At 67.5% G+C, this 26,507-nt stretch carries 24 protein-coding genes and 1 pseudogene; 7 read left to right on the top strand and 18 right to left on the bottom strand.

Features of this window, described 5'->3' with window-relative positions; genetic code table 11:
• Positions 1-67: 67 nt before the first annotated feature.
• From REH65_RS00125 to REH65_RS00085, 9 genes are all read right to left on the bottom strand, one after another.
• On the bottom strand, positions 68-1,036 hold the full coding sequence (locus tag REH65_RS00125; RefSeq protein WP_406690686.1) for a M23 family metallopeptidase: 969 nt from the start codon (positions 1,034-1,036) through the stop codon (positions 68-70).
• The gene (locus REH65_RS00120) at positions 1,033-1,929 is read right to left on the bottom strand and encodes a replication-relaxation family protein (RefSeq protein WP_406690685.1); all 897 of its coding nucleotides are present in this window, start codon (positions 1,927-1,929) and stop codon (positions 1,033-1,035) included. Before REH65_RS00120 ends, REH65_RS00125 begins: the two co-directional genes overlap by 4 nt.
• 188 nt (positions 1,930-2,117) lie before the next feature.
• Positions 2,118-4,565, bottom strand: coding sequence for a type IV secretory system conjugative DNA transfer family protein (locus REH65_RS00115; protein ID WP_406690684.1), 2,448 nt, complete (start codon positions 4,563-4,565; stop codon positions 2,118-2,120).
• A gap of 43 nt (positions 4,566-4,608) precedes the next feature.
• Positions 4,609-6,384 carry a VirB4 family type IV secretion system protein gene (locus tag REH65_RS00110; protein ID WP_406690683.1) on the bottom strand — a complete coding sequence of 592 codons (1,776 nt, stop codon included), beginning with the start codon at positions 6,382-6,384 and terminating at the stop codon, positions 4,609-4,611.
• Positions 6,381-7,427 carry a PrgI family protein gene (locus REH65_RS00105; protein WP_406690682.1) on the bottom strand — a complete coding sequence of 349 codons (1,047 nt, stop codon included), beginning with the start codon at positions 7,425-7,427 and terminating at the stop codon, positions 6,381-6,383. Before REH65_RS00105 ends, REH65_RS00110 begins: the two co-directional genes overlap by 4 nt.
• The gene (locus REH65_RS00100) at positions 7,424-8,542 is read right to left on the bottom strand and encodes a hypothetical protein (protein ID WP_406690681.1); all 1,119 of its coding nucleotides are present in this window, start codon (positions 8,540-8,542) and stop codon (positions 7,424-7,426) included. The genes REH65_RS00105 and REH65_RS00100 overlap by 4 nt, the downstream gene beginning before the upstream one ends.
• A 21-nt stretch (positions 8,543-8,563) precedes the next feature.
• Positions 8,564-9,520, bottom strand: a complete 957-nt coding sequence (locus REH65_RS00095) for a hypothetical protein (protein WP_406690680.1) — start codon at positions 9,518-9,520, stop codon at positions 8,564-8,566.
• 4 nt (positions 9,521-9,524) lie between these two features.
• Positions 9,525-9,932: a pilin gene (locus tag REH65_RS00090; protein ID WP_406690679.1), complete on the bottom strand. Its 408-nt coding sequence runs from the start codon at positions 9,930-9,932 to the stop codon at positions 9,525-9,527.
• The gene (locus REH65_RS00085) at positions 9,923-10,795 is read right to left on the bottom strand and encodes a hypothetical protein (protein WP_406690678.1); all 873 of its coding nucleotides are present in this window, start codon (positions 10,793-10,795) and stop codon (positions 9,923-9,925) included. Before REH65_RS00085 ends, REH65_RS00090 begins: the two co-directional genes overlap by 10 nt.
• An 818-nt stretch (positions 10,796-11,613) precedes the next feature.
• Here REH65_RS00085 and REH65_RS00080 point away from each other — a divergent pair.
• The 4 genes from REH65_RS00080 (at position 11,614) to REH65_RS00065 (ending at position 14,514) form a co-directional block, all read left to right on the top strand.
• A complete protein-coding gene (locus REH65_RS00080) occupies positions 11,614-11,997 on the top strand; it encodes a hypothetical protein (protein WP_406690677.1) in 384 nt (127 codons plus the stop codon).
• Positions 11,994-12,845 (top strand): TRM11 family SAM-dependent methyltransferase, encoded by an 852-nt coding sequence (locus REH65_RS00075; RefSeq protein WP_406690676.1) that lies wholly within the window; start codon positions 11,994-11,996, stop codon positions 12,843-12,845. The genes REH65_RS00080 and REH65_RS00075 overlap by 4 nt, the downstream gene beginning before the upstream one ends.
• 3 nt (positions 12,846-12,848) lie before the next feature.
• The gene (locus REH65_RS00070) at positions 12,849-13,172 is read left to right on the top strand and encodes a helix-turn-helix domain-containing protein (protein WP_406690675.1); all 324 of its coding nucleotides are present in this window, start codon (positions 12,849-12,851) and stop codon (positions 13,170-13,172) included.
• A 73-nt stretch (positions 13,173-13,245) separates the two neighbouring features.
• Positions 13,246-14,514 carry a tyrosine-type recombinase/integrase gene (locus tag REH65_RS00065; RefSeq protein ID WP_406690674.1) on the top strand — a complete coding sequence of 423 codons (1,269 nt, stop codon included), beginning with the start codon at positions 13,246-13,248 and terminating at the stop codon, positions 14,512-14,514.
• Positions 14,515-14,581: 67 nt separating this feature from the next.
• On the opposite strand, the gene REH65_RS00060 is transcribed toward REH65_RS00065, so the two are convergent.
• The 3 genes from REH65_RS00060 to REH65_RS00050 all read right to left on the bottom strand — a co-directional run bounded on the left by REH65_RS00060 (position 14,582) and on the right by REH65_RS00050 (position 18,558).
• Positions 14,582-15,784 (bottom strand): MFS transporter, encoded by a 1,203-nt coding sequence (locus REH65_RS00060; RefSeq protein ID WP_406690673.1) that lies wholly within the window; start codon positions 15,782-15,784, stop codon positions 14,582-14,584.
• An 84-nt stretch (positions 15,785-15,868) separates the two neighbouring features.
• A complete protein-coding gene (locus REH65_RS00055) occupies positions 15,869-18,340 on the bottom strand; it encodes a heavy metal translocating P-type ATPase (protein ID WP_406690672.1) in 2,472 nt (823 codons plus the stop codon).
• Positions 18,337-18,558: a heavy-metal-associated domain-containing protein gene (locus tag REH65_RS00050; RefSeq protein WP_406690671.1), complete on the bottom strand. Its 222-nt coding sequence runs from the start codon at positions 18,556-18,558 to the stop codon at positions 18,337-18,339. The genes REH65_RS00055 and REH65_RS00050 overlap by 4 nt, the downstream gene beginning before the upstream one ends.
• A 111-nt stretch (positions 18,559-18,669) precedes the next feature.
• On the opposite strand from REH65_RS00050, the gene REH65_RS00045 reads away from it, so the two are divergent.
• A complete protein-coding gene (locus REH65_RS00045) occupies positions 18,670-19,095 on the top strand; it encodes a MerR family transcriptional regulator (protein ID WP_406690670.1) in 426 nt (141 codons plus the stop codon).
• Between the two features lie 54 nt (positions 19,096-19,149).
• Here REH65_RS00045 and REH65_RS00040 read toward each other — a convergent pair.
• A pseudogene (locus tag REH65_RS00040) lies at positions 19,150-19,472 on the bottom strand (hypothetical protein); the annotation flags it as partial.
• Between REH65_RS00040 and REH65_RS00035 the strand changes: the two are divergent.
• The gene (locus REH65_RS00035) at positions 19,446-19,709 is read left to right on the top strand and encodes a hypothetical protein (protein WP_406693300.1); all 264 of its coding nucleotides are present in this window, start codon (positions 19,446-19,448) and stop codon (positions 19,707-19,709) included. The pseudogene REH65_RS00040 and the gene REH65_RS00035 overlap by 27 nt on opposite strands.
• 370 nt (positions 19,710-20,079) lie before the next feature.
• On the top strand, positions 20,080-20,322 hold the full coding sequence (locus tag REH65_RS00030; RefSeq protein WP_406690669.1) for an SHOCT domain-containing protein: 243 nt from the start codon (positions 20,080-20,082) through the stop codon (positions 20,320-20,322).
• 391 nt (positions 20,323-20,713) lie between these two features.
• On the opposite strand, the gene REH65_RS00025 is transcribed toward REH65_RS00030, so the two are convergent.
• From REH65_RS00025 to REH65_RS00005, 5 genes are all read right to left on the bottom strand, one after another.
• Positions 20,714-22,213 carry a 2Fe-2S iron-sulfur cluster-binding protein gene (locus REH65_RS00025; protein ID WP_406690668.1) on the bottom strand — a complete coding sequence of 500 codons (1,500 nt, stop codon included), beginning with the start codon at positions 22,211-22,213 and terminating at the stop codon, positions 20,714-20,716.
• Positions 22,168-23,112, bottom strand: coding sequence for an FAD:protein FMN transferase (locus REH65_RS00020; RefSeq protein ID WP_406690667.1), 945 nt, complete (start codon positions 23,110-23,112; stop codon positions 22,168-22,170). Before REH65_RS00020 ends, REH65_RS00025 begins: the two co-directional genes overlap by 46 nt.
• Positions 23,102-23,428, bottom strand: a complete 327-nt coding sequence (locus tag REH65_RS00015) for a hypothetical protein (RefSeq protein WP_406690666.1) — start codon at positions 23,426-23,428, stop codon at positions 23,102-23,104. The genes REH65_RS00020 and REH65_RS00015 overlap by 11 nt, the downstream gene beginning before the upstream one ends.
• 3 nt (positions 23,429-23,431) lie before the next feature.
• On the bottom strand, positions 23,432-23,875 hold the full coding sequence (locus REH65_RS00010; protein WP_406690665.1) for a hypothetical protein: 444 nt from the start codon (positions 23,873-23,875) through the stop codon (positions 23,432-23,434).
• Between the two features lie 298 nt (positions 23,876-24,173).
• Entirely contained in the window at positions 24,174-26,483 is a 2,310-nt protein-coding gene (locus tag REH65_RS00005) for a heavy metal translocating P-type ATPase (protein ID WP_406693290.1), read from the bottom strand.
• Positions 26,484-26,507 lie beyond the last annotated feature (24 nt).

The raw sequence follows: 26,507 nt of genomic DNA, 5'->3' as shown, positions 1-26,507 counted from the left end.
AGAAGGCCCTTCGGCCCCGTCACCCCGAAATCAACTCGGGGGACGGGGCCGACACGTGTCCGGGGACTCAGCTTCGATTCTTCGTCTCGTCGCACAGTGACGGGTGGCCTCGGTCGCGGTAGAAGACCACCGGATCGACTGCGTTGCCACTGTGCTCGATCTGGAAATGCAGGTGCGCTCCGCTGGATTCGCCGCGATTGCCCACCTCTGCGATGACCTGGCCCGCCTGGACGTGGTCACCGACGCGCACGTGGTTGGCGTTGTTGTGGCCGTAGGCCGTAACGACCCCGTCGGGGTGCTCGATGCGGACCCACAGGCCGTAGCCGGTAGCGGGACCGGAATCGATCACGGTTCCCGCATGGGCGGCGCGAATGGGTGTGCCGATGGGTGCGGCGATGTCCTGGCCCCGGTGCATCTCACCGTCACGGGGCCCGTACCCGGAGGTACATGTGCCGGTGGTGGGAACGACCCACTCCCCCGGCGCCGACGCGGGTTGACAGTGCGCGCCGTGCAGGGCCGCGACGATCGCGCGGGCTGCTGGCTCGTGTTCGGCGTAGGCCTCGGGAAACGCCGATTTCTGGACGGCGTCGGCCGCCTCCGTCACGCGCAGTGTCTCCCATCCGGGGACTGCGAGCAGGTGTGTGTAGAACTGGGTGGAGCTGTAGACCGGGTTCAGGATCTCCTCGCGCGTGCCCCAGCCCATGGAGGGGCGTTGCTGAAACAAGCCGACGCTGTCGCGGTCTCCCCAGGTGAGGTTTCTCAGCCAGGACTCGCGCAGCGCGGTCGCGATGGCCACGACCTGACCTTGTTCGGGCACCTGGAGTTGCTTGCCGACGGCGACGATGGTGGCGGCGTTGCGTGTCTCTTCCGGCCCGTAGCCGACCAGCGTCATCCCGTCGGCCCCGGCGACGAGACACGTGGACGCACTCGCCCGGGGCGCGGCGAAGATACTGGTGATCGCCGCGCCGGCCACGGCGAGCACCATCAGCGGGAACCCGATGACGACCGCCGCGAGGAGCAGGAGGACTTTACTCATCGCGGTTCACCGGCCGTTCGAGGCGTGGTGGGTACGGGTGGCATCGGGTGCGGCGCCACGATCTCCGTGCTGGAGCGGTGCTCTGGCGGCGAGCTCGGCTGCGTGCGCGGTCGTTGCGGCCAGGCCGCGGCGAGGTCGTGGAGTGCTCGGCGCTGGTCCTCGCGCGGTGCCAGGGGTGCCCAGATCGGCTCGGCTGGGCTGGCGAGTGCCTCGGGATCGGGGTCGAGGAGGTCAGCGGCTGCGGTGGCGATGGGGAGGTGCTCGGGGTGGTCGAGTCCGCGCCACGCGGCGGTGAGCTGGGTGCGGAGGCTGGCTTCGCGGCGGGCGGTGGGTACCCAGATCAGCAGCGGCGTGATGATGCCCGTGCTGGCCGCCAGCCGGGCGTAGCCGGAGAGTTTGCCTGCCACGCGCCCGGTGGTTTCGGTGCCGAGGTCGTATTCCAGGAAGAACTCGAACTCGCGGCCGTCGTAGTGCCAGCGTCCGTAGGCATCGGGCCGGACGAGGTCGCCGAAGTGTCGTGCGCAGCGGACCTCTGACCACCACGCTGAGACCTGCTCACCCTCGTGGGCGTGGGCGCGCGCGATGAGGGTGGTGAAGAACTCGCCGACTCCAACGGCGTGGGCGAGGCGTTGGCTGTGGGCGATGCTGGTGGCGCGGTCGCGCCGGTAGCCGAGTACCTTGAGGTCGATGCCGGCGTCAGCGGCAACGACTTGCGCTCCGGCGGGGCCGAGAATGTAGTGCTGCGGTGCGCTTCCGGAATCCACTGTGGGTTGGAAGCGGTCGAGTACCGACCACAGGTAGAGCTCCCGCAACCGTTGCCGTCCCGAGCGCGGCGACGGGAATGCGCAACTGGTGATCTGAGGTGCGGTGAGCACCCGGTGCTCGTGGACCATCCGGATGATCCACTTGTCTCGGCCGGTTAGCCGTTTCGCCAGGCGGGCCTGGTGTTCCGCAGAATTGGTGGCTCGGGTCTGTCGTCGTGTGGGCCGTACTCCGTGCAGTGATTTCTGCCGGATGGGTTTGTTGAGCATGAGCACCTCCGTGGATCAGGCACGGCACTTCGACGAGGCGGGCGGGACAGTCACAGGTGCAGTCGTGGATCAGTGCTCGGCCGTGGCGCCTGGCTGGCTCCTGTGGAGGCCTCCGGTGGTGCGGTGCTGGGCCGTGTGCGGGAGGCGGCGTGGCGGCGCAGCGCGCGGGATCGTCCGGGGATCGCGGCCGGGAGGGGGTCGGTGACCAGCGTGAAGGGCCGCGATTGCTGGCCGTGAACGACGAGGCGGGCGGCGGCGTGGTAGGCGTCGAGGTGGGCGAGGTCGTGGTCGGTGAGGTGCGGGTGGGTGTGCTGGGCGAGAGCGCGCGCGTCCTCGGGGCTGGCGGCGAAGAGGACCTTGTTGCGGGCGTTGGTGGAGATGCCTTCGCGGAGGTCTCTGGGGAGCTGGCCGAGATGCTGGTGTGCCAGCGTCATCGAGACGCGGAAGCCTCGGGCTTCGGCGAGCATGTCCTCCAACGGGTAGGGCAAGTTCAGGAAGTTGTGGCATTCGTCGATGTACATCGAGGCGTCGCGGCGTTCGCGCTGCGGCGTGGCGGCGCGGGCGGTGGTGGCTTGCCAGGAACGGGCCACCGCCAGTGAGCCGAAGAGCCGGCTCGTTTCGTCGCCGAGTGAGCCTTTCGGGATGCGTACCAGGCAGATTCCGCCGTCGAGGACCGCGTTCATGTTCACCGTCGAGGCCCCAGCGGTGAGGGCGTCGCGCACGAATGGGCGGAGCAGGAAGCTGCGGAGTTTGTTCATCAAGGGGGCGATGACTTGGGCGCGTGAGGCCTCGGTCAGCTCGGCGTACCAGTCCCAGAAGCCGCGCAGGACGGGGTCGGTGACCCCGGCGGTGACGCGGTCCCGGAACGCGGGTTCGGCGAGCAGTCGGGGGACGTCGGCGAGCGTGGCGACTCCGCCTTGGGTGCGCAGGGTGAGGCATGCAGCGCGGAAGACGTCGTCGGTGCGTGGTCCCCAGAATGCGGAGTAGACCCGGCGGAAGACTGAGACGAGGTTGTCGACGGTGACGTCCACGGCCTCGCCGTCGAGGGGGTTGAGGCAGGGTGGGCGGCTGCGGGCGTCGGCGTCGAAGAGCACCAGTCGGTCCGCGGCTGTCTTGGGCAGGCGCGAGAGGACGTCGGTGACGAGGTCGCCTTTCGGGTCGATGACCAGGCAGCCGCGTTCCACCTCGGCGTCGGCGAGGATCATCTGGGCGAGCAGGGTGGATTTGCCGGAGCCGGTGGCGCCCATGAGGTGCAGGTGCTGGCGGGCATCGGCGGCGCGCAGGCCCACGCGGCGGGTCGCTCCTTTGTCAGTCGTGCCCAGCGGTTTGACCTCCGGTCCCGGTGCGGCGACCTCAGGTGGCGGGGTGAGGGCGCGGGCACCCGCACGGTGCAGGCCGGGAATGGCCTCGTCGGTGGGCAGATGCGCGAGGGCGGCGATCTCGGGAACCGAGAGCAGGTCGCCCCGCCCGAAGCCACGGTGACGTAGGGCTGGGGCCGGGTGGCGCAGGCGGTGGCGCCGGTAACGATTGTGGTCGGTGTAGGCGGCGAAGCAGGTGGCCAGCGTGTGTGCCCGGCCTCGGAGCACTCGTCGGGCTCGGCGCCGTTGCTCGGGATCGACCGGGCGGGGCAGGACGGTGCTGGCGGCATAGCGCAGGCGGGTCTCGTATTGGCTGCCGCGTTGTTTGGTGACGCTGACCCGGTCACGCGCGGAGTGCTCCAACCGTGTGTGCGCATCTGCGTGCCCCCGCGTGGACGTCACCTGTGACGAGCGTGCTGTTGTAGGAGTGAGGAGGTCGAAGAGGAATTCGCGCAGGTGCGAGGCGCCGGTGAGGCGGCGGCCGGCGGCGGGGCGGGCGAGCACTTGTACGCAGACGTACTCGTCCGGGCCGAGGCCGCTGGGTGCGGCCAGGATCGCGCGGAGCGGGTCGGTGTCGAAATCGGTCTTAATCGGCAGCGTCTCGGGACGGGCGAGGCGGAGTTCGCCTCCGACGACCAGGGCGTGCTCGTTATCGGGCTCGGGGATGGGTGAGGTGGCCGGCTGGGTGCGGGTGCGGGCACCGGGCCAGGCCGCTTCGACGGCACGCTCGATGAGCCCCGGCGGGATTGTGCCGGGCACCCAGATCTGGATGGTGATGCCGTCGCGGGTGATGACGTACTCGCACGCCAGGTGCGGCTGGCCGAGCACTGCGCGTTTCCAGGCCGGGCGGAGCAGTCCCACCAGGTGGGACCACAACGCGGCCCCACCGGCGGCATCCACTGTGGGCGGTGACTGGATCGTCACGACTTTGGCATTGCGGCTCAGCCGGTTTCGCTGCCACACGCGCAGCCCGAGCCGCAGCACGAAGGCCGCCCCGAGTCCAGCCACGACCGACGCGAGCAGCAGTGGGCGGTGCAGGAGAGACCGGAGAATGGTCTCGGGGTTCTGGAGGTAGTGGGCGATGCCGTCCTCGAGGACCTCGACCAGGCTCCATGTGTTCGGAAAGGCGCGCAAAGACATCGGTGCCCCGGATCTCGTCGAAAGAGTGGGTTGTGGGCGTGGTTTAGAGGTCGATCCAGTCGTCGATGTCGCCGTGGCTGGTGGTGGCTTCGAGGGCTTCGGGGTCGGTGGTGACGAGGTCGTGTTCGACGGGTGAGGCCACGGTTTGCAGGGCGACCCACTGGGATCCGGTGGACAGCAGGGCTTGGCCCTGATCGGCGGCGAGCAGGAACTGCCGTGCCCCCGCGGCGAGCCCGAAGTGCGCGACGACCTCGTCGATGGCTTGAGGTGACTGGCGCAGCAGGATCTGGGTGGTCGCGTTACCCACGATCGCCTTGCCGAGGTCACTGCCCAGCAAGTCGCCCACGTCCTGGGTGGCCACGGTCAGGCCGCACCAGTGCTTGCGCGCCGCTTTCGCCATCCTGAACAGGAACTCCGCTCCTGCGGTGTGGCGCATGAGCAGCCACGCCTCGTCGACCACGACCAGGCGCCGGCGGCGGACCACGGGGTGCGAGACCTCGCGCCAGATGGCGTCGAGGGTGAGTGCGGTGCCAATCGCCTGCAGTTCCGGCGGCAAGTCCCTGAGCGAGTACACGACCAGGTGCCCGTCGGGGCGGGTCGTGGTCGGCCCGTTGAACAGGGTGTTGAACGCGCCGTCGACGAAGGGCCGCAGGCGCTCGGCCAACTCTGCGGCGCCGGTGGCGTGCAGGGTGTCCCGGAGGTCGGCGAGCAGGGGTGCGGGGCGTGACCAGGTGCGGGGGTCGGTGGTGATACCCGCGTTGCGGTAGGTGGCGGCGATGGCCTCGTCCAGGATGCCGCGTTCGGCGCTGGACAGGTCGCTGCCCAGCAGCAGGGACAGGACGGTGTGCAGGAACAGGCTTCGGCGGGCCAGCGCGTCGCTGGGGGCGCTGCGGCGCCCGTCGGCGCCGACGGTGACCGGGAGGTCGAAGGGATTGAGCGCCACGCCGGGTGCGCCCAGGCGCAGGACGGTGCCTCCGACGGCGTCGGCGAGGCGGGTGTATTCGTCTTCGGGGTCGATGACGCTGGCCTGCACGCCTCGGTAGAGGTGGCGCAGGAGTTCGAGTTTGACCAGATAGGACTTGCCTGCGCCGGATCGTCCGAGGACCACGGCGTTGTGGTTGTCGGCAGCGAACCGGTCCCAGTGCACCAGGCCCGAGGACTGGGCGTTGTAGCCGTACAGCACGCCGTCGGTGGTGGTCTCCAGATCAGCGGGGTCGGCGGCGGGAAGATCCGGGGAGGTAAACGGGAACGCGGTCGCCAGAGCGTGGGTGTCGAAGGTGCGCTGCATCCCGAGCGGATCGAGTCCGACCGGGAGGGTGGCCGTCCAGCCCTGCACGCTGCGGTAGGTGGTGGGTTTGGCGTCCAGCAGCATCGAGGAGGCCAGCGCGCGCACGGCGGTCACCTCGTCGGCCAGGTGCTGTTCGTTGTGGGCGTGCACGGTCAGGTACAGGCCGAGGCGGAACATCTTCGACTCGCCGCGTGCGATGCGGGCCGACAGGTCGTAGGCGTCCTCGGTGGCGGCCTCGACGTGAGGGTCGACAAGACGGCCGTGCTCGGCGGTGTGGCGGCGCCCGGATTCCAGTTTCGCCAGTTGCTGTTTCAGGTGCTTGGCCGCATGAGCGGGATCGACGGGGTCGATGTGCAGGGAGACGTCGAGGCGGCCGGGATAGTTCAACAAGGGTTGCAGCCATCCCGCGTTGACTTCCCGGGGATAGCCGGTGATCGCGAAGGAGGCGACCCACTCCCCTGCGACGGTGAGGTGCCGGGCCCCGATGGTCATCGAGTCGGGGGTGAACACGCTCGCGTGGTGCTGGGTCATCGGGAGACCTCCCATCCGTGCGGGTCGACGAGTTCGTCGGGTGTGGCGGGGTGCGTGGTGATGACCTCGGACGGGCCGGCCATGGCCGTCTCGGTGGTGCCGGTGTGGTCGGGGTTGCAGGCGCTGGCCAGCACGTGGGTGGCCTGGGCGGTGTCGAGCACGGTGAGACGGATGCTGGCGGGGGCGAGTAGTTCGATGGCCTCATTGACGCGCCGGAGCAGCCGGGCTTCGGCGGCCTGCCGTGCTCCCGCGTCCATCCCCCGGCGTGGTCGCCGTGGGCCGGTGTCGGTGGTGCTGAGGGTGGGGGCTTCGCGGAAGACCAGTAGGACCTGGCGACGGAACAAGTCCGTGTGGCCGGCCAGATGTGACAAGAAGTCGGCGTGTTCCTCGGCGGCTGCTTGCAACGACGGATGCGGCAGGCTCGGCGCGCCGTCACGCAGTGCGGCGATCTTGCCGGTGAGGTCGCAGCGTTGCGCGCGGATGAGGATCTGCACGGGCGCGGTCAGCGAGTGCAAGAAACGGGCGAAGGCCCCGACGAGGGCGGCATGCTCGTTATCGGTGCGCAGCGCGAAGTTGACCGTGCTGGCCGCGGCGACCAGGGCGACGCCGTCGCCGGCGAGGTCGATGACTCCGGCCTCACCGGTGCTCGCGGGTTCGACACCGCTGGCCGGGGCCGGCACGGCTCCCAACCTGGGGGTCTCGGTGGTCGTGGCAGCGGGCACGAGCCATTCGGGAACGGGTTCGGCCGACGTGGGATCGGCGACTCGGTGACGCGCGGAGAATCGGTGCCGCACGGCCGCGCCGACGAGCCGGTAGAGCGCGATGCCATCCCGCTGCCCCAAGGCCAGTACGAGCGCACCTGCGGCGATCGGGGTCGCCAGGACCGCGAACACCGGCAACGCCACGATGGTGCGAGTGGCTACCCACGCGCCGTAAAGCAGGGCGCCGGTCGCGGCCAGCAGCGTGAGTTGGCGGGCGGTGAGTCCGGCCAGCAACCGGTCTTCGCGGTCGACGTCGGCGGGGATTCGGGCCGGTCCGTTCATCGCGTGCTCCTCGGTGGACGTCGGCCTTCGGGCCAGGCCAGCGGCAATTCGGGCTCAACGGGCTCGGACGCGTGAGCGGGCGGTGCCGCGGAGGCCGGCTTCGACGGCGACTTCGGTGTCTTGGGCGCTGAGGTGCGTGGCGGCTTCGACGACTGCCGGGCACCGGGCTTGGGGCGGGGTTTTGGAGGCGTGGCGGGAAGGTCGAGTGGCAGGGCGTACTGGCCGTGTTTGTCCGGGCGAATGCCCTTGTAGGCGGGCAGGTCCGGGGGTCTGCGGCGGCGCGGGCGTGGCGGGCGAGCATGCGATGCGACCTCGCCGTCGCTGGTGAACAACGGCCGTTGCCCGCTTGCGCGCGCGGGTACGGGCGGTGGTGGTGCTGGCGCGGCGGCCGGTGGCGGCGCGCTGGGCACGGGTGTGCCTCCGACGAGGGGCAGGTGGTACTGGCCGCCGGGCGGGATCGTGGAGGGGCGCATGCCCGGCTGCCCGGGCGTCAAGGGCCGGGCGGTCGGATGGGGGCGGCTGGTGCGGGTGAACAAGGCGACTTGGCCGGGGCTCGGTGTCGTGTTGGTGGGCGGGGTGGGGTCGTCGTGCAGGGTGTGGCGGCCGGTCGCGTCGGGGTGGTGGCGGGTGTGGATGGGCAGCATGTGTTGTTGCCCAGGCCCGGTGCTGGTCGGCACGGCACCGGGGCCAAGTGGTGGTGGCAGTGCCCGGCGGCTGGGTTTGCCATCACGGGTGAACAGCGCGGCCTGTTGCCCGCGTGTCCCCGAGCTGCGGGTGGGCTGCGGTGTGGGGGTGTTGGCGGTGCGCGTGGGTCTGCGGGTTCGTGCCAGACGTCCGAGTGGGAGAAGCATTTGCCCTCCCGCATCCGTGCGCGCGCTCGAATACGGATCGGGTGCGGCTTCGCTGTGCATCGAGGACTTGTTGTTGCCCGCACCGGTGGGCCGGCCGATGGCGGATGAGGCGCCGCGAATCAGGCCGAAGGTCTTGTAGGCGAGAAAGCCCCGCACCATCGATCCGAGAAACGAACGGCGTCCGTTTCGCAGTGACCCGAGGATCCAGAATGGGATTTTGATCAGGATGTAGCACATCGCAATTGCGATGAGAAGCTGCGCCATCACACACCTCACAATCGAGGCCTAGAAGAGCGTGACCCCGCCGGGCAGGTAGAAAAGTCTGATCGTCGCGACAAAGGCCACTGATTGAGCGACTTGCACGGCAAGCACTCCGCCGAAACAACGCCACCACCAGTAGGCGACCGCCTCGGTATGCGGCAAGGCGTGACACATCAGCATCAGTGGCGCCGCGATCAGCAACAGGACGGTGAGTGCGACTCGGACAACATAGGTGAGCAACACCGCGATGATCATCACGACGAGAACGAGAATGGTGAAAAGCACGTACAATTCGCTGATCTGACCCTCGCCTTGCGGAAGGCGCCCTCGGAGGGTGTTGGTGAATTCCGCGGCGGTCTCCGCGACTTTGCCGGGATCTCCCACGAGGACTGCGACCGACAGGGCGTTGGCGAATTCAATTGCTTTCCCTCCGAAGAACAGGGACATGTTGGATGCGGTGAACCCGACAGCGATGCGGGGAAGGATTTCTTTGACCGAGGCTCTGGCGTGCAAGGTTTGGTATGCCATCGCACTCAATCCGGCCAGGGTGATCAGCAGCCCGGAGCAGGCGAGCATGATGCGTTGTGAGCCACCCCAGATTTGTCCGACGACGGGCAATTCGTGTAGCGCGGGTGTCGCCAGCAGTGAGTGAGCCAGCCAATCCAGCACCCCGTTGAGCGCCGAGGTGGCGATGTCTTCGAAGAATCCCCAGAACCATCCTGTCAGGAACTCTTGAATCCAGCCGTGTTCCTGCGCCTCATTTCCAGCGGGTGGGGCCGGTGGGGCCGGTGGCGGGGCTGGTGGCGCCGTGCTGGGTAACGGCAACGGCGGTGCGTCCACCGGCATTGAGGACGACGGCGGAGCAGGGGCCGGGAATGGCAGTGGAATGTCCTGAGCGACGGCCACAGGCCCGCACAGCAACCACAGAACCATTCCGGCCACCATGATGGTGATACCGCGTCGCGCGGCCTGGTGGGACATGCGTTTACACCTCAAGAATTCCTTTGAGGATGGTGACCAGAATCGGCGCGAGAGCGCAGACAGCGAAGCCGTAGGCGGCGTGTTTCACGGCTTGCTTGGCCTTTTCCACCTCGCTTGGGTCCCCGCCCGCGAGCAGGTAGCGCAGCCCACCAATGGTGAGGAACAACGTAGCGACCACCGCGAGGATGCCCATGATCCAGTTGCGGGCGTTGTTCATGACCGTTTCGAGGTTGGCCGCCTCGGCGAGGACCATCTCGGGGGCCGCGTGCCCGGTCGCAGCGCCGAGCACCATGCCGGCCAGGGCAAGGCCTACCGTGAGAGCAAGTCGTGGGTGCCGTGCGGCGCGGCGTGATCGCGTGGTGTTGGTGCACACGCGGCGTTCCGGATGGGGCGCGGCGGTGGTCAGTCGCATGGGGTGTCCTCCTTGCGCACGGGCGCCGACGACGGCAGAGCGGGGTACTTCTGAACTCCGGATTCGTCGCCTGTTCGGGACATCCCGTCAGCACACCGTCGGCGACCGGAGGACGTGGCCGGGGCAGGGTTTGCTGTCCGGTCCGTGGTCGCGCCGTGGTCTTCGTTGTCGCTGTCGTCGCGGAGGTAGTCGACGAGCTTGCGTTCAGCGCGCTGCCGCTTTTTCTTGATCGCCTCGTAGCTCACGTCGTAGTGCGCAGCGACCTCGGCCAGCGGGATCCGTTCCAAGCGGGTGGCGCCGATCAGGTGCGCTTCGTCGGGGGTGATGACCTCGTCGGTGACCGCGCGGGCCAGGACGATGTCGGGGTGGCCCCACGGCCGGGGCGGGGGCGCGGAGGATGGTGTGGTGCCCGTCGGCAGGGGTGTGTCCAGGGCTTCGCGGACGGCGGCGTGTCCGGCTCGGTAGGCGGCCCATCGCAGCCGCACCATGATCTTCTTTCGTGAGCAGTCGATCTGCGCGAGCTCGGTGACGAAGCCGGCGAGCACCGCGGCTTCGATATCGGCGGCATCACCCGCGAAGCGTGAGGTCAGGGTGGCGCTGGCCCGGATCAGCGCCGGCATCGCCACTCCGACGCATCCCAGGGTCCACACCGCGCCCTCGGCGCGGGAGGCCGACACCAGGTGTGCCCACACCGCATCGCGTGTGTCCTGCGTGCAGGCCCTGCGCAGCAGGCAGTCCCGCAGCTCATCAAGCCGGAGCATCCGCCCGGGCAGGCCCGGGAAGTCGCGGCCGTCGACCGTGATCGGTTCGGGCGCGGTTACTAGCCACGAGAAGGAGTGGCGAGCGACGGCAAGCGGCGACAATTCCCGCCCACCTGGATCATTCATTGAGTTCGAGTCGGATCGCATGGCGAGACCTTTCTGCAAACGTCGAACAACGACGTCCGCATCACGCCATGCGCACCACTACACGCCTCCTACGCCTCTCTTACGAAATGCATCACGCGCCGCTACAGAAAAGCTACGAAACCACAGAAACCAAGCGGGCAAGATCGAAACCGCGCGGAAGCAAGCTGGCCATCAAAACACCACAGGACACCCTTGAACTGCGGCGTTAGCGTGCTGAAGTCGGCGCACGTGCGCTATTACGAGCACGACATCAAGATCGAATCAATTCCTTAGAAGCGATCATTCCCTCGATTCTCTGGTGCGCCATCAGCGCCGCACTAACGACCGCGAAATTTCATTCCTGTCCGTCCCCAAAATTGCACGGAGCCGGAGTTCGGAGGTGTCACAACCACGAACGGTCCGCGCCGTTCAGGGGCTTGCGGAGGAATGCGATGACCGCCTCGGACCCTCGAGAACCATCGAGCAACACCGACACAGATCCGACAAAGTCCTGTACGCAGACGACACCCGTGCGGCGCCCCGACGCGCCGACAACCGCGACGGGGGACACCACCCCGACCACTCTGTGGCCCTGTGCCACGGCAACAGCGGCCTCACTCCCGCAGCGGTGGCCCCGATCCGTACTTGACGAGATCGTTCAGGCTTTCAGCGGCGTGGGCGAGTCAGTCGCGTTCCTCAACGCAGCCCCGTCGGAACTACCGGCGCTTCACAGCGTGATCCACACCCACCAACGACGGCCAGTGGACGGAGCCGGTGCCCGAGGGGCAGTCGATTTGGCAGTCGCCGTTGTGCCGCCCGAACCCGGCCACGCCGAGACGAGCAGGCGCCTGGCTCAGCAGGCCGCGGCTGCGCTCGCCGCGAATGGCGTGCTCGTGGTGCTGACGCATCACCAGGTCCATGACGGCCGGCTGGTGGATCCCACCGGCGCGGTGGTCACCTCCGCGCAAGATGAGGACTTGCTCTACCTCCAGCACATCGTGGCCCTGCTCGCGCCGCTGCACGAGCTCACCCGGCGATCCACGGGGCCGGCATCCGGCGAGGGCTATTCCCCGCACAGCCGTGTGCACCTGGACCTGCTGGTCTTCGCCCAGCCCCGCCAGCCCGACCCCGACATGCCCACGCACCTGGCCGGACGGATCGAAGGAGCCCAGCGATGACCGATACCCACCTGCCCCCGTTGTCGGTATGGGCCACCGCTCAAGCCGCCCCGGTCACCCAGCGCAAGGGCCGCTATCTCCGCGAGTCCACCGCGCACCCGGCCAAGATGCTGCCCGCCATCGCCGCGCACGCCATCGCCCACTACACCCGGCCCGGCGACACCGTGCTCGACCCCATGTGCGGCATCGGCACCACCCTCGTCGAAGCCCTCCGCCAGCAGCGGCGCGCGCTCGGCGTCGAATACGAACACCAGTGGGCCCAGATCGCCCAGCACAACCTCGACCGCGCCCACCACACCGGCACCCGCACCCCAGGACGAGTAATCCGCGGCGACGCCCGCCAACTCGACTCCCTACTACCCTCGAAGCTCCACGGCACCGTCGGTCTCGTAGTCACCTCACCGCCCTACGGCCCCTCCACCCACGGCCGAGTCACCACCGGCGACACCGGCGTGCACAAACGGCTCCACCGCTACGGCAACACCCTCGACCGAGGCAACCTCGCCAACATCGGCCACCACCGGCTCCTCACCGGCTTCACCCGAATCCTCACCGCTACCGCCCCCTACCTCCGCCCCGGCGGGCACGTCGTCATCACCCTGCGTCCCTGGCGCGAACACGGCGAACTCATCGATCTCCCGTCCCAAATCACTACATGCGGGATTCAAGCCGGCCTAATCCCCGCCGAACGCTGTGTCGCCCTTCTCGCCCGCGTCTCCGGCGACAACTTGGTCGCGCGGGGCAGCTTCTTCCAACGCGACTTCGTTCGGAAACAACGCAGCAACGGCCTCCCCGTTCACCTCATTGCCCACGAAGACGTCATCATCTTTCGAAAGCGCGAGGGGTGACCCATGAACTCTGAAGGCCGACCGCCTCAAACAAGGCTGAGCCCTACTTCGCCAAGATCGAAGGCGATCAGTGACGGACAACAGCACAATGAAGAGCCGCGCCGCGAAACCCCAGAATTACACAATCTCCACCTCTTCACGCCCGCCGAAGCCGCCAAGATCTTGTCCGTAAGAGAATCCTGGCTTCGACGCAAAGCTGGAAACCGCGCCGTTCCTTGCACCTTCCTCGGCAAGCATCTGCGTTTCTCGACTGAAAATCTCCGTGAAATCGCACGCCAGGGATCCCAAGAACCCTGCTCTCGCCGTGGGCGACCGCGATGGCGCTGAGGTTTTAATCGAATTCACCCGAATGGCTTCCTTGCCCTCTGGCCCCGTAGGAGCGTCAATCTATCTGTCGCGCATGATCGGACAACTTGGAGAAGCAATGGCGTGGGTTGAAAAAAGAGGCAAAAGCTTGTGGCGGGTTCGCTACTTCAAGGCAGACGGCGCGCTAGGTTCCCTCAGCGGTTTCCCCACCCGAGGGGCTGCTCAGGAATACATCGAAACCATGGAAACAGACCAGCGCAAAGGAAACTGGATCGACCCCTCGGCGGGCACGATCACTCTGTCGGAATGGAGCACGCAGTGGTTTGACGCACTCGACGTCGCGGGGAACACTGAGTCCCAATACCGCAGCCTGCTGAACAATCACATCCTCCCCCGCTGGGGAAGCAGCGCTCTAACCGATATCAGCGGGACCGCCGTCAACACCTGGGCTAAGAAGATTCGAAACAGCGGCTACGCGGAAAGCACGGTCACTACCATGACCAAGCTGTTGTCGATGATGCTTGCAGATGCAGCCGACGAACGACTTATTGCAGCCAACCCCGTCCGCACCCGCAGACGCGGTAAACAACGACGCACAAAGCGAGTTGAACGGCTGTGGGCCACACCCACCCAAGTCGTGCGCATCGCCGACCAAGCTGCCGCGCTCACGGGCGCCTGGTCCGCGGCGCTGATCATCACCGCCGCCTTCACGGGTGCGCGCTGGGGAGAACTCGGCGGACTCCAACGCCACAACACCCACCTCGACGACGCCTGCATCGTCATCGACCCCGACACCGGCGCACTCCACGAGATCAACGGGCAATTTAGCCTCGGCCCCCCAAAAACAGCGGAATCTGCCCGCACCATCAGCCTTCCGCCATTTCTCGTCGACCTACTCCGCGCCCACCTCGACAGTCATGACCACCAGCACGTCTTCACGACCGCCGAAGGCGACTACCTCCGCCGCTCCAACTTCGCCCGCCGCGCCATGCGCCCCGCAGCCGACGGCAACACCGACCGCACCCATCCCGCCGTCCGAACCCGGGCGATCAAACCCGGCCTAACCTTCCACGAACTCCGCCACAGCCACAAAACCTGGATGATCGAAGACAACATCCCCGAAATCGCCCAAGCCCGACGCCTCGGCCACACCCTCGACAACGACATCCGAGAGATCTACTCCCACATCGGCCCCTCCGTCGAAAGACACCTCCTCGACACCCTCCAACAACGCTGGCACACCGCACTGTCCAACACCCTCACCCGACACATCCCGACGCCCTGGCACCCCCGGCGAACCCCACAGGCACCAACCCCGCAACGACCGCCCCACCATCCCCCAGTCATAGGCACATCACCATGATCACCGGCACTGAAGCGTCGCCCGACGGGCGGCGCTTCGGCAGTTCATATGGCGTCCGCATGAACACTCAAGATGCCGGGGCGCTTGTACGGGGCTGTTCGTGGCGGAACAGCGGAACGGCGGCTGCGGCGGCTGCGGCGGCGGCCACGCCGAATACCGTCAGCGCGACGGGGAATCCGGCGGGTAGCAGTGCGGCTTGGAAAGCGAAGCTGCCTATCCCCATGCCAGTGAACAGGGTGAAGACGTTGAGTCCCATGGCTAGGCCGCGGTTTCCGGCTAGGTCGGTGACGATTCCGCCCAGGGGTGGTTGGGTCATGTCGTAGCCCAGGGACATCACCACGATGCTTGCTTGCACGGCCAGCAGCGGCAGCGGGGTCGCCAGCAGCAGTGCGCACGCGGCGCCGAGGGCCAGTCCGGCGGGGATGATGCGGGCGCGGCCGTAGCGGTCGGCGAGTCGCCCGATGACGGGACCGAGGAGCAGGCCGGGGATGCCGTAGCCGAGCAGGGTGAGCCCGATGCCGATTTCGCCGAGCCCGAAGCGATCAACGAGGTAGACCCCGAGCCAGGTGTAGATCCCGGAGTGCAGCACGGCGTTGACCAGTACAAAGGCGTAGGTGCGTTGACCGCGGGCGGTGCGCAGCAAACTTCGGTAACCGGCGGCGACCTTGCGCCAGGGCGGCACCGAGGCCGGCCTCGGTGTGGCCGGGAGTACGGCCAGAGCGGTGCTCAGCAACACCAGCCCGAGGGCGCTGACGGTCAGGAACAGGCCGCCCCAGCCGAGCAGGGGCTCGGCGAGCGCGCCGCCGGCGGCGCCGACGGCCATTCCCCCGGCCATGCCGCCGAACAGCCACCCGAGTGCCCAACCGCGACGTTGATAGGGATACAGGTCACCGATCAAGGCCAGCCCGATCGGCACCACGCCGCTGGCGCCGATCGCCGTGACCAGCCGCATGCCGATGAACGCGGTCGCGGTGCCGACGAACGCGGTCGCGGCGGTGAGCACAGAGAACGCAACCAGGGAGGCGAGGATGACCGGTCGGCGCCCGACGCGATCGGACAAGGGCCCCCAGATGAGGGTCATGACGCCGTAGGGGACCAGATACGCCGGCACGGCCAAGCCGACCAGGCTGGGCGTGCTGGCGAAGACCTCGCCGAATGCCGGCAGGATCGGCGCGATCATGAAGATCTGCGTGAAGATCACAAACGCGGCGGTGGTCAACAGTGCCAGCATGCCCCGGGGCGCGCTGGGGTGGTGGTCGGGTTCGGACACGTCTCCTCTTCCTGATGACTGAAATGGTGTGCGCTGGGGTTGCCGGGGCTTCGTTGCTGCACCGTGGGGCGGGCGCCCGGCCTGTTAACCGGACACCCGCGTCGGCGTCGAGGAAGCGGGCTCGTCGGCGCCGGTGCCGGGCCCTAGCCGGCCGACGCTGGTGATGGCACTGATGAGCGGTGCGGGGCGGATGCCGAAAGAGTTGAGGAAGATCGTGGTCACCGAGGCTGCCATAGCCACCATCGCCCACACAGGGCTGATGAGGCCGGTGGTGGCCAGCGGGATGCCCAGCCCGTTGAATGTGAAGGCCAGACCCACGTTGGTGCGGGTGCGTCGATAGGAGAGGGCGCTGATGTCCCGCGCATCCAAGACTGCGGTGACGTCCTCGCGCAGCAGTACGAGGTCGGCGGATTCCACGGCGATGTCGGTGCCGCCGCCAGCGGCGATGCCCACATCTGCCTGCATCAGGGCTGGGGCGTCATTGATGCCGTCGCCGACCATGGCCACCCGGGTGCCGTCGGTCTGCAGCTCGCGCACGATCGCGGCCTTGCCGTCCGGGCGCACCCCGGCGTGGACCTCGGTGATGCCGAGTACCTCCGCGACGTGCCGCGCGGCGCGCTCGTTGTCACCGGTGACCAGAACCGGGACCATTCCCGCCTCGCGCATGGCCGCAACTGCGGTTTCGGCGTCCTCGCGGACCTCATCGCCCAGCGCGATCGCGCCCCGTAGCGACCCATCGGCGGCCACGGCGATGACGGTGTGCCCGGCGGCCTCGGCCGCGGAGATCCACGCCGACAGCTCGGCCAGTTCGACACCGGCGTCGGTGAGCAATCCGGCCCGGCCCACCAGTACCCGCCGGCCGTCGACCATGGCGCGCACGCCGGCACCGGTCACCGATTCGAAGTCGTCGGCGACCGCCACGGCCACGCCCGCCTCCTGGGCAGCGGCGACGACCGCGCGGGCCAATGGGTGCTCCGAATGGTTCTCGGCGGCCGCGGCTAGGCGCAGCAGCTCCTGCTCGTCGTCGACGGCTTCGACGGCCTGCACGGTGGGACGACCTTGGGTGAGGGTGCCGGTCTTGTCCAGCACGATCCGGCGCACCAGCCGGAAGGTTTGGAAGGCTTCGCCGGTGCGCATGACGATGCCACGGTCGGCGGCATGCCCGGTACCCCGCACGATCGCCAGCGGCGCGGCGATCCCGACTGCGCAGGGATAGCCCATCACCAGCACTCCGAGTGCGGCGAATACTGCACGGTGCACATCGGGCTGCCCGTCCAGCACCCAGCTTGCGCCCGGCCAGGCCACCAGCGCGATCGCGGAGATGCTCAGCACCGTCGGGGTGTAGACGCGCAGTACCCGGTCGACCAGGTGCAGAATGCCGGGTTTGAGTGCGCGGGAGTCCTCCACGTGGCGCACGACCTGGGCCAGGAAGCCCACGGCTCCGGTGGCGGTGACTTCGATCAGCAGGCTGCCGGTGCCGTTGATCGCTCCTCCCACGACTTCCTCGCCCGGCCCGCGCTCGGCCGGGACCGGTTCGCCGGTGACCAGCGAGAAGTCGATGGCCGAATACCCGGAGCGAATGCGCCCATCAAGGGGGATGCGTTCGCCGGACCGCACACGCACTCGCTGGCCGACCTCGATCCGCTCGACAGGTACCTCGGACTCGCCGGAGTCGGTGACCAGCCGGGCCAGATCGGGTTGGAGGTCCAAAAGTTTCTTGATCGACTGGCTGGAGCGGGTCTTGACCAGCAGTGACAACCACTCCGAGAAGGTGTGGTAGGTCGCCACGATAGCCGCGACCGCGAAGAATTCCGCGGTGGGGAAGTCCGCCAGGACCCCGGTCAGACCGATGATGCCGCCGGTGATGCCGGCGAACGCGCCGATCTCCAGCAGCACATGCTGGTTGAGAATCCCGCGCCGCGCGGACTGATACGCCATCCGCAAGATGTGCGGGGCCACCCCGAACACCATCATCCCCGCCAGTATCGCGGCGATCCACCCGTTGACCGGGGGATCGAGCCAGCCGGCGTACCGACTCCCCAAGGCGATCGCGCCGGGGGCAGCGACGGCGGCCGCCCACCCGGCCGCCCGCAACCGGCCGGTGGGACGCAGGATCGAAAACACCAGCGCTAGTGCGGCGATCAGCAAAGTTGCGCAGGCGAGCGTCCACCAGCCTTCGGCGATCTGCACCATCGCGGCCAGGCTCACGCCGATGGCGGTGAACAACCGCTTGCCCTCACGCAGCAGGTCGGCTTCCTCATCCTCGAACGCGCGCAGCTTGCGCGGGTCGTAGAGGTCGTAGCCGATATCGCGCAGCGTGCCCAGGATTCGATCCGGCGCGATTCGGGCAGGGTCGTAGTCGACCAGGGCTTGTTCGTGGGTCAGGCTCACCGCCACCGTGCCGACACCGTTCAGGCGGCCCAGGGACTTTTCGATCGTGCCGGTGCACAGCGAGCAGTGCAGGCCCGCGATCCGCGCCCGAATCCGCTGATGCCCAGGCGTGGGGCTCGGCTCGGAGGCCCACAACTGCGACTCTTCCGCGACGGCGGCACTCACCGTCCCGCCCCCTCGATGACCTCGTAGCCGGCGGTGTCCAACCGATCGGCCAGCACACCGCGATCGGCCAGCTCCGAGCCGACCCGGACCCGAACCTGGCCGGTGATGTGGTCGGCCGTGACCTCTCGCACCCCCTCAACCCGGCGGAGCACCGCGTCGATCCGCTGCTCGCACCCGGTGCACGACATCCCCGTCACCTGCAACACCAGCGTTTCCATGCCCCTCACTCCCAAGCCTCGACGTGCGGTTTTCCTTCGCCGAGATAAGCTAGAACCTTTCCCCAGGGGTAAGGTCAAGCATGAGAACTACCGGTACCGCAGGAGGCTGGGATGACCATGACCGTGGGCGCCGCCGCCCAGGCGGCGGGAGTGAGCGCGAAGGCCGTGCGCTTGTGGGAGTCCAAGGGCCTACTGCCGCCCGCCGAGCGCACCGAGGCCGGCTACCGCCTGTTCACTGACGACGATCTCGCCGTACTGCGCTTCATCCGCCAGGCCAAAACCCTCGGCCTGACCCTGCCGGAAATCAAGAACATCATCGACTTGCAGCGCGACGGGGCCACCCCGTGCGGACGCGTCACCGAACTTCTCGATGCGCACATCGCCGACATCGACCGCACCCTGACCGAGCTCCGTCAACTTCGCCGCTCGCTGTCCAGTGCCCGCCAAATCGCCCGCGACGGAAAACGCCGCGGTGAGCACGCCGTTGTCTGCCGAATCATCGAAAACCACACAACCGCGCCGGGGGCTAGGTCATAGCTGACCTACCCCTGGGCCGTCCGTCGCATTGCGTACCTCCTGAATTCGAGGCGATCACTCGACGCTGCTCCATGCAGCGGCGACATGCATTGCCTCCCGGCAGCAGTCTGGTCCTTTTGACGCTGCTACGTGGTGGCTAGTGGGTGCTCGCCCTGGCTCGTAGCCGCCGACGAGGTCGGTGGCGACCTCGGCGTACGTCACCTCGAACTCGGCGAGCCAGCGCTCAGCGTCGATGGCGGCAACGCAGCGCGAGCCGACCGCGGTGACCGCCTTGTTGGTAAGCCACTTGATCTTCTCGTGTCGCGGACCCGCTCCAGCATCATCTTGGACGCTCGGAATTCCTCACGGCGGTGGGTGATCGTCACCGACTTCGCGAACCCCAGGGGTTCGGGTGGCTGCTGGCCGCCGTCGGCCCCACGCTACTGACCCGATTCGTGCGCGAACCGACCCGACCAGGAATCCTCTTCAGCGCCTACGGGCTGCGCGGCCTCGTCGACCTCGTACTGGCCGCGACGACGTGGCCACTCATGGCCGCCGCAGCACTGCTGCTCTACGGCCCGGGCACCTCCACCGGCACCACCACCTTCACCAGCCTGGTCCAAGCCCACCGATGAAGCCGTGCGGGGCCACGTGTTCTCCGGGCTGGACGCTCTGTGGCAGACCTGTCGACTGGCCAGCCTCGTCCTCGGTGGCCTCCTCGCCGACAGACTCGGCATCACCGCCGTTCTACCGCCTCGGACCCGCGCTCCTCCTCACCGCCGCAGCAGCCAGATTCAGCCCCACCAACACCCATCCTCGCCGATGCGCCACAAGGCCTGATGAACGCGGCTCGAACCCCTAGGCCGCCTCCGAACACAACCGTCGGCAGCGGCTTGACGGACCTGGCCGACCCGACCACCGTGTCCCTACCCACCTACGAGGGGTATTACGGAGGACGTAGCACCTGTCCAAGCAGCGTGTCGACCGAAGGCGGTGGTTGCCGTGATGGACGGAACGATGGGTATGGGCATGGGCCTGCTCGCGATCCTATGGGGCCTGGTTGGGCTTGCGGTGCTTGCGCTACTCGTGCTGGCAATCATGTGGCTGATCAGGTCACTGACAAACCAGGGCCAGCTGACACGGCAGCGCGAAGACCCAGCGGAAGCAGAGCTCCGGCGTCGCTATGCGGCGGGCGAGCTCGATCGGGAGGAATACCAGCGCCGCCTGGGCGACCTCCGGGGCCCCTAAAAGGGCTCCACCGGGCTTAGCCGCTCGTGCAGCATGGGGCGCACGTGTGCTTGTGCCTACAGAAGGCACGGATGGGAATGCGGCCTGGGCTCGACTGGTCAACGACTAACGAGATGTCAACCCTGCACCCGACTGGAACAAGGGGGCTGGGCGCCACAGCGACAGCGCCCAGTTCCGCGTGAACAGGCAGGACAGCGCGAAGGTGATCCTCTGCGCCCAGAGACGCAGCCTCTCGATTCGCGGCACCCGCACCAATGCCAACGGTGAATCGCGGCCGACAGAGTCCGCGAGCAACCCTGCATCGGTACACGCCCGCCACGTCGCGGAGCATCACCACCCCGCGTTTTGCACCGGTCGCAGCCATTCCATGCTGAAGGGCGCGACAGTCTAGTTACAGGTCGACGGTCAGTTTCGGGCTGCGGGCGCGTGAGACACAGGGGTAGACCACATCGCGGCGATCACGCTCATCGGGCCGCAACACGGTGTCACGATGATCGGGAATGCCTTCTAGGACAACGAGTTCACACGTACCGCAATATCCTTCCTCGCAGGAGGCCGGAGCGTCGGGCACTGCATCTCGGACCACGTCCAGCAGGCTGCGGTCGGCCGGGACCGGCAGGATTCGTCCGCTGCGTCGCAGTTCGACCTGGAAATCGGCGGTTGCAGCACCGGCAGCGGCGAAACGCTCGGTGTGCAGGTGCCGGTCAGGAAAGCGGGTGGCGACGATCTGCTTCACCGAGGTGAGCAACGGTTCGGGACCGCAGGCGTAGACGGCCGCTCCCGGCGGAGTTTCGGCCAGCGCATCGGCGAGGTCGGGCAGACCATCGGTGTCTTCGCGGACAAGGTGCACGCGATCGCGGTCTAACGCCAGGAGCTCCTCCGTGAAGGCCATTGCTGCGCCGGAGCGGGCGCCGTAGATCAGGCTCCATTCCCGTCCGGCTTCGGCCACCGCTCGAACCATGGGCAGCAACGGGGTGATACCGATGCCGCCAGCGATGAACAGGTAGTGGTCAGCCAGCACCAGGGGAAACCGGTTCCGCGGGCGGCTGATGGCTACTCGCTGGCCCGCCCGCAGCGCGTGCACCTCATCTGACACGCCGCCTGCCGGAACGTGGAGCACACCGATGCGGTACGTGTTCAGGTTCGCTGGGTCGCCACACAGCGAGTACTGGCCGATCTGTCCAGACGGCAGGACGAGATCGACATGCGCACCGGGTTCCCACGCAGGTAGCCGCACGCCGTGCACGCTGGAGAGCTCCAACGCGATGATCTTGTCAGCAACGGGGCGGATCCCGGCCACGATGACGGGTTGGGTTCCGGGCGGCTCTACGGCCTCAGCAGGTTCCGCGGGGGCCGAGGTGTCGGCGCTGGCTCGTCTTCCGGCGAGCAGTCGGTAGAGGCTGAAGAACCCGACGATCCAGATCAAGACGATGCCGGTCCCGAGCACGACCGGGTCGTCTGTTCCAGCGGTGAAGGCGTGCACGGTCGTCAGCCCGAACACGGCGAACGCGCTGCGGTGGACGTAGGACCACCACCGATGCGGGATGCGCTGGCTGAGCAGGGAAGTCGCTTGGATGGCGACGAGCAGATATGCAGCGATCACGCCCCAGGCCACCGCGGTGGGTCGGTAGCTGGAGGTGAACGGGATCAGTAGCTGGGGCAGCCCGATGTTCACCCAGGTGTCGGCGAGTAGCGCAAAAGCGTGCACAGCGAGGAAGGTCAGGGACAGTGCGGACACGAAGCGGTGCAGGTCTCGCAGGCGCGCTGCGTTCACTCGCTTGCCGAGCACGCGGGTCGAGAACAGCAATCCCAACACAACCGTGGTCGATAGCAGCCACCAGGACATCAGTCCGCCGACGCGCGCGAGGTACCACCAGATTCGGGGGTCCACGTGACATACCTTTCCCAATTGCCGACCGGGTGCGCCGCTCCGTCCCCAGTGACGAGCACACCGGCCACGCCATGGGATTCCAGCAGGGTCGTCCCGGCAGACATGCCGGCGATCAGCGCCGCCTTGGCCAACACCTCGGCCCAGGAGGCGTCGCCGGCCACCACCGTGACGGTGGCGACCTCGCTGGTTGCGGGCATTCCGGTGCGCGGGTCGATGAGGTGGTGCAGTTCCCGCCCTTGCCGTTGCCAGCGGCGTCGAAGCCGGGTGGAGGTGGCCACTGCACCATCGGCCAAGGCCAGCCACGCCAGGTCCGTGTCCGGGTCGGCCTCGTCTGCCACGGCACTGTCCCAGGCCACACCACTGGGCGGCGAGCCCGCCATTCGAACGTCGCCGCCCAGATTGACAGACGCCCCTTCCGCTCCTGCGGTGAGCAATTCGTTGACCAGGAGATCGGCTGCGTAGCCCTTGCCGATGCCCCCCAGATCGAGTTGGACGCCGGGAGGTAGGTAGACGCGATCTGCTTTGAATTCGATGTCTGCGCAGCCGGGAGCAGGCACAGGCGGCGCCTCGGGCAGCGGTCCGTCCCGCAACGTCTCGAAGCTGCCGCTGTAGCCAGCGGTTTTCAAGGCAGGCAACACGGTCGGATCGAACAGACCACCGGTCACCTCCCACGCCCGCACCGCGGCGTGCACCACCCACAGCGTCGGAGCGCAAACCCGGACCCATCGGCCCTGCAAGCTGTTCAGCCGGCACAATTCGCTGTCCGGTTGGAACCGGGACCACAACGATTCAAGCTGGCCCAGCAGGGTTTGTGCCCGAGCCAGCAGCTCGGGGGCTCCGCCGGTTACCACGAGATGCCCGGCGGAACCCATCACCGGAAACCGTGCTTCAGCTGCCACTGCTGCGCGCCATGGGATTTGCCGCCATGGTCTGGGCCTGAGGCGGCGCGGGTGCGGCAGAAGAGTTTTCGGCCGTCTTGCCGCCGCCACATCCGCTGCCGCTGCTGCGGGTAGCAGGCCCCGGCGCCCCCTGAGCCTCGGGCGCGGGAGTCGCCGCCGTGGGTGCGGCATTGGCCACCGGCGACGATGGAGAGGCGTCGCCATTGGCCAGCAGAGGTATCAGCAGTGTGGCACCGGCAATGCTGGCCGCGGCAACGCCCACCCGCAGCGCTGTGCGGCGATCCTGTTCCTGGGCGGCACCAGACTCCTCGGCCATGGATCACATGCCTCCCATGCCGCTGTTCGGTGCAGGAGCCGCACCGCCGTTCGGCGCGGGGTTCATGCCATTGTTGTTCGGTGCGGGACTCATGCTGTTCATCCCGCTGTTGAACGGCATCCACATGTAGCCCGTGCCGCTGAAGGGCATCCACATCCCGCCCGTCCCATTGCTGGGCATTGCGGTGCCATTGTTCGGCATACCCATGCCATTCATGGTCATACCGCCGTTGGGCATCATGCTCATGCCGTTCATGCCCATGCCGCTACCCTGACCATTCGGCATCATCCCCATGCCGTTCATGCCCGTGCCGTTGTTGCCCATCATGTTCGGCATTCCGTTCATCATGCCCATGCCGCCACCCTGGCCATTCGGCATCATTCCCATACCGTTCATGCCCATACCATTCATCATGTCCATGCCATTCGGTTGGCTGGGCTGCCCCATGCCGTTCGGTTGGATGGGCTGCCCGGGTCGCTGGTCGGGGGACGACGGCGCAGGTGCCGTGGGGGGCGGCTGCGGGGCGTCCGAAGTGGCGCTAGCGACCGCCACACTAGTCGTGACACCAACCGTCACGACGCCTGCGGCGAGAGCGAGGGCCGTGCGATGTTTGATTTGCCCTAGCTTGAATGACACTTTTTCCTCCATTCCTAGGGGTGCATGCCGCGCATACACCTCTGATCTTCAGAGCTCAATTCCACAATTTCTTACCACCGGTATGCCAAGCTTCCGGGGGAAAGTGGCCTCATTTGCGAACGGTCGGCTGGAAATTTCGCAGTCGCAGGCTGTTGGTAACGACAAACACCGATGAAGTCGCCATTGCTGCCCCGGCGATGAGCGGGTTGAGCAGGCCGAAACCGGCTAGTGGCAAGGCGGCAACATTGTAGAAGAACGCCCAGAAGAGGTTGCCCTTGATCGTGGCGAGGGTCTTGCGGGCGAGTCGAATTGCATCTGCGGCGGCTTGCGGGTCTCCCTTGACCAGGGTCAGGTCGGCGGCGGCGATGGCCGCGTCGGTTCCGGTTCCCATTGCCAGGCCGAGGTCAGCCTGGGCCAAGGCGGCGGCGTCGTTGACACCGTCGCCGACCATTGCCACGACTTTTCCTTCACCCTGGAGCCGTTTGACTTCATCGACCTTTTCCTCGGGGTGGACTTCGGCGATGACCTCGTCGATCCCGACTTGGGTGGCGACGTGCTTCGCTGCCGCAGTGTTGTCACCAGTAAGCAGTACGGGCCTCAGCCCCAGTTCCTTGAACTGGGCAACCGCATCAGCGCTGGTCTTCCTGACCGTGTCGGCTACGACGAGCGCGGCGCGAATCTGTCCTTCCCATGCGGTGAAAACGACGGTGTTTCCGGCGCTTTCGGCTCGTTGCTGAGCCTGAGCGAGAGAGACTGGAACGTCCAGGTTGTCTTGGCTGGCCAGCCAGCTCGCGCGTCCGGCGAGGATCGTCCGGCCTTCAACGGTGCCGGTGACGCCACTTCCGGCGTGATTGGCGAACCCTGTGACGGCGGGGAGGGCCGAGTTCCTGTCTGCGGCGGCGTCCGCGATCGCGCGGGCGATCGGATGCTCGCTGGCGTTCTCCAAAGCGCCTGTCAGGCGCAGAATTTCCCCGTCGTCCTCGCCCTCGGCGGCCACGACTTCGGTCAGGCTCATCCGTCCCTCGGTGATCGTGCCGGTCTTGTCCAGCACGATCGTGTCGATGCGCCGGGTTGACTCCAGCACCTCGGGACCACGGATGAGCAGGCCGAGCTGAGCACCTCGACCGGTGCCGACCATCAGAGCCGTCGGCGTGGCCAGTCCGAGCGCGCACGGGCAGGCGATGATGAGCACAGCGACCGCCGCGGTCAGCGCCATCGACCCGGGGTGGCCCAGGAACAGCCAGGCGATCAGGGTCTCGGCCGCCAGCAGAATGACTACTGGGACAAAGATCGCGGAGATCTGATCAGCCAGCCGCTGCACCTCGGCCTTGCCTGTTTGAGCGTCCTCGACCAAGCGGGCGATCTGTGCGAGTTTGGTGTCCGCGCCGACCCGGGAGGCGCGCACCAGCAGTTGACCTCCGGCGTTGACGGTCGCGCCGGTCACCACGTCGCCCGCGCTGACCTCGACGGGCAGTGATTCGCCCGTCAGCAGGGATTCGTCCACGGCCGAGGAACCTTCCACCACGACGCCGTCGGTGGCGATCTTCTCCCCCGGTCGCACGAGGAATTCTGCGCCGACCTCCAACTGGTCGATCGGGATACGCTCCTCGCGTCCGTCGCGCACGACGGTGACGTCTTTGGCGCCGAGATTCATCAGGGCTCGGATCGCCTCGCCGGCGCGTCTGCGAGCACGCGCCTCGAAGTAGCGGCCTGCAAGGATCGCTGCGGTCAGGGCCGCGGCCACTTCCAGGTAAACCTCTGCCGAGCCGTGCGTGTTCGAACTGGGAATGAGCGAGAACGCCATCGTCATTCCGGGCTCGCCCGCGCCGCCGAAGAACAGCGCGTACACGCTCCACGCCCACGCCGCCAGCACACCAAGTGAGACCAGGGTGTCCATCGTGACCGCCCGGTGGCGCAGGTTCAGCACAGCTGCCCGGTGGAACGGCCACGCCCCCCACAACGCAACAGGAGAAGCCAACGCGAAGACCAGCCACTGCCAAAATCTGAACTGCGCGGCGGGCACCATCGACAGCACCAACACCGGCGCGGTCAAGAGAACCGAGACCAGCAATCGATCCCGCAGAGCCCGCACGCGCCGTTGCTCATCATCAAGAGGACCCCCGGCACCCTCAACCTCACCCGGCGTTGCCTGGGGCGTCGGAGAGGCAGGAAGACTCGCGCCGTATCCCGTGCCCCGCACCGTGGCCACCAGGTCCTCCGGCGCAACGTCATCGGAATGGGCAACGCGTGCGCTGGCGGTGGCGAAGTTCACCGACGCACTCACCCCGGGCAGCTTGTTCAGCTTGCGCTCGATTCGGGCAGCGCACGACGCACACGTCATGCCCGTGATGGACAAGTCGGTCTGCACCGAGCGAGTCGCATCAGTCCGGTCCGGAGATTCGAGTTCGGTCGTGGTCATATCAGGCTCGCCCCTCGGTGCCGA

Origin of the sequence: Saccharopolyspora sp. ID03-671, assembly GCF_045278815.1 — a bacterium.
Lineage (GTDB): Bacteria > Actinomycetota > Actinomycetes > Mycobacteriales > Pseudonocardiaceae > Saccharopolyspora > Saccharopolyspora ipomoeae.
The sequence above is the reverse complement of the archived record's forward strand: the minus strand, read 5'-3'. Positions and strand labels throughout refer to the sequence as shown.

Coding starts and splice junctions, on each gene's coding strand:
- REH65_RS00005 (WP_406693290.1), bottom strand. CDS start 26,483: ATGACCACGACCGAACTCGAATCTCCGGACCGGACTGATGCGACTCGC.
- REH65_RS00105 (WP_406690682.1), bottom strand. CDS start 7,427: ATGAACGGACCGGCCCGAATCCCCGCCGACGTCGACCGCGAAGACCGG.
- REH65_RS00100 (WP_406690681.1), bottom strand. CDS start 8,542: ATGGCGCAGCTTCTCATCGCAATTGCGATGTGCTACATCCTGATCAAA.
- REH65_RS00115 (WP_406690684.1), bottom strand. CDS start 4,565: ATGTCTTTGCGCGCCTTTCCGAACACATGGAGCCTGGTCGAGGTCCTC.
- REH65_RS00120 (WP_406690685.1), bottom strand. CDS start 1,929: ATGGTCCACGAGCACCGGGTGCTCACCGCACCTCAGATCACCAGTTGC.
- REH65_RS00125 (WP_406690686.1), bottom strand. CDS start 1,036: ATGAGTAAAGTCCTCCTGCTCCTCGCGGCGGTCGTCATCGGGTTCCCG.
- REH65_RS00075 (WP_406690676.1), top strand. CDS start 11,994: ATGACCGATACCCACCTGCCCCCGTTGTCGGTATGGGCCACCGCTCAA.
- REH65_RS00030 (WP_406690669.1), top strand. CDS start 20,080: ATGGACGGAACGATGGGTATGGGCATGGGCCTGCTCGCGATCCTATGG.
- REH65_RS00110 (WP_406690683.1), bottom strand. CDS start 6,384: ATGACCCAGCACCACGCGAGCGTGTTCACCCCCGACTCGATGACCATC.
- REH65_RS00010 (WP_406690665.1), bottom strand. CDS start 23,875: ATGGGGCAGCCCAGCCAACCGAATGGCATGGACATGATGAATGGTATG.
- REH65_RS00045 (WP_406690670.1), top strand. CDS start 18,670: ATGACCATGACCGTGGGCGCCGCCGCCCAGGCGGCGGGAGTGAGCGCG.
- REH65_RS00070 (WP_406690675.1), top strand. CDS start 12,849: ATGAACTCTGAAGGCCGACCGCCTCAAACAAGGCTGAGCCCTACTTCG.
- REH65_RS00015 (WP_406690666.1), bottom strand. CDS start 23,428: ATGGCCGAGGAGTCTGGTGCCGCCCAGGAACAGGATCGCCGCACAGCG.
- REH65_RS00065 (WP_406690674.1), top strand. CDS start 13,246: ATGATCGGACAACTTGGAGAAGCAATGGCGTGGGTTGAAAAAAGAGGC.
- REH65_RS00095 (WP_406690680.1), bottom strand. CDS start 9,520: ATGTCCCACCAGGCCGCGCGACGCGGTATCACCATCATGGTGGCCGGA.
- REH65_RS00050 (WP_406690671.1), bottom strand. CDS start 18,558: ATGGAAACGCTGGTGTTGCAGGTGACGGGGATGTCGTGCACCGGGTGC.
- REH65_RS00090 (WP_406690679.1), bottom strand. CDS start 9,932: ATGCGACTGACCACCGCCGCGCCCCATCCGGAACGCCGCGTGTGCACC.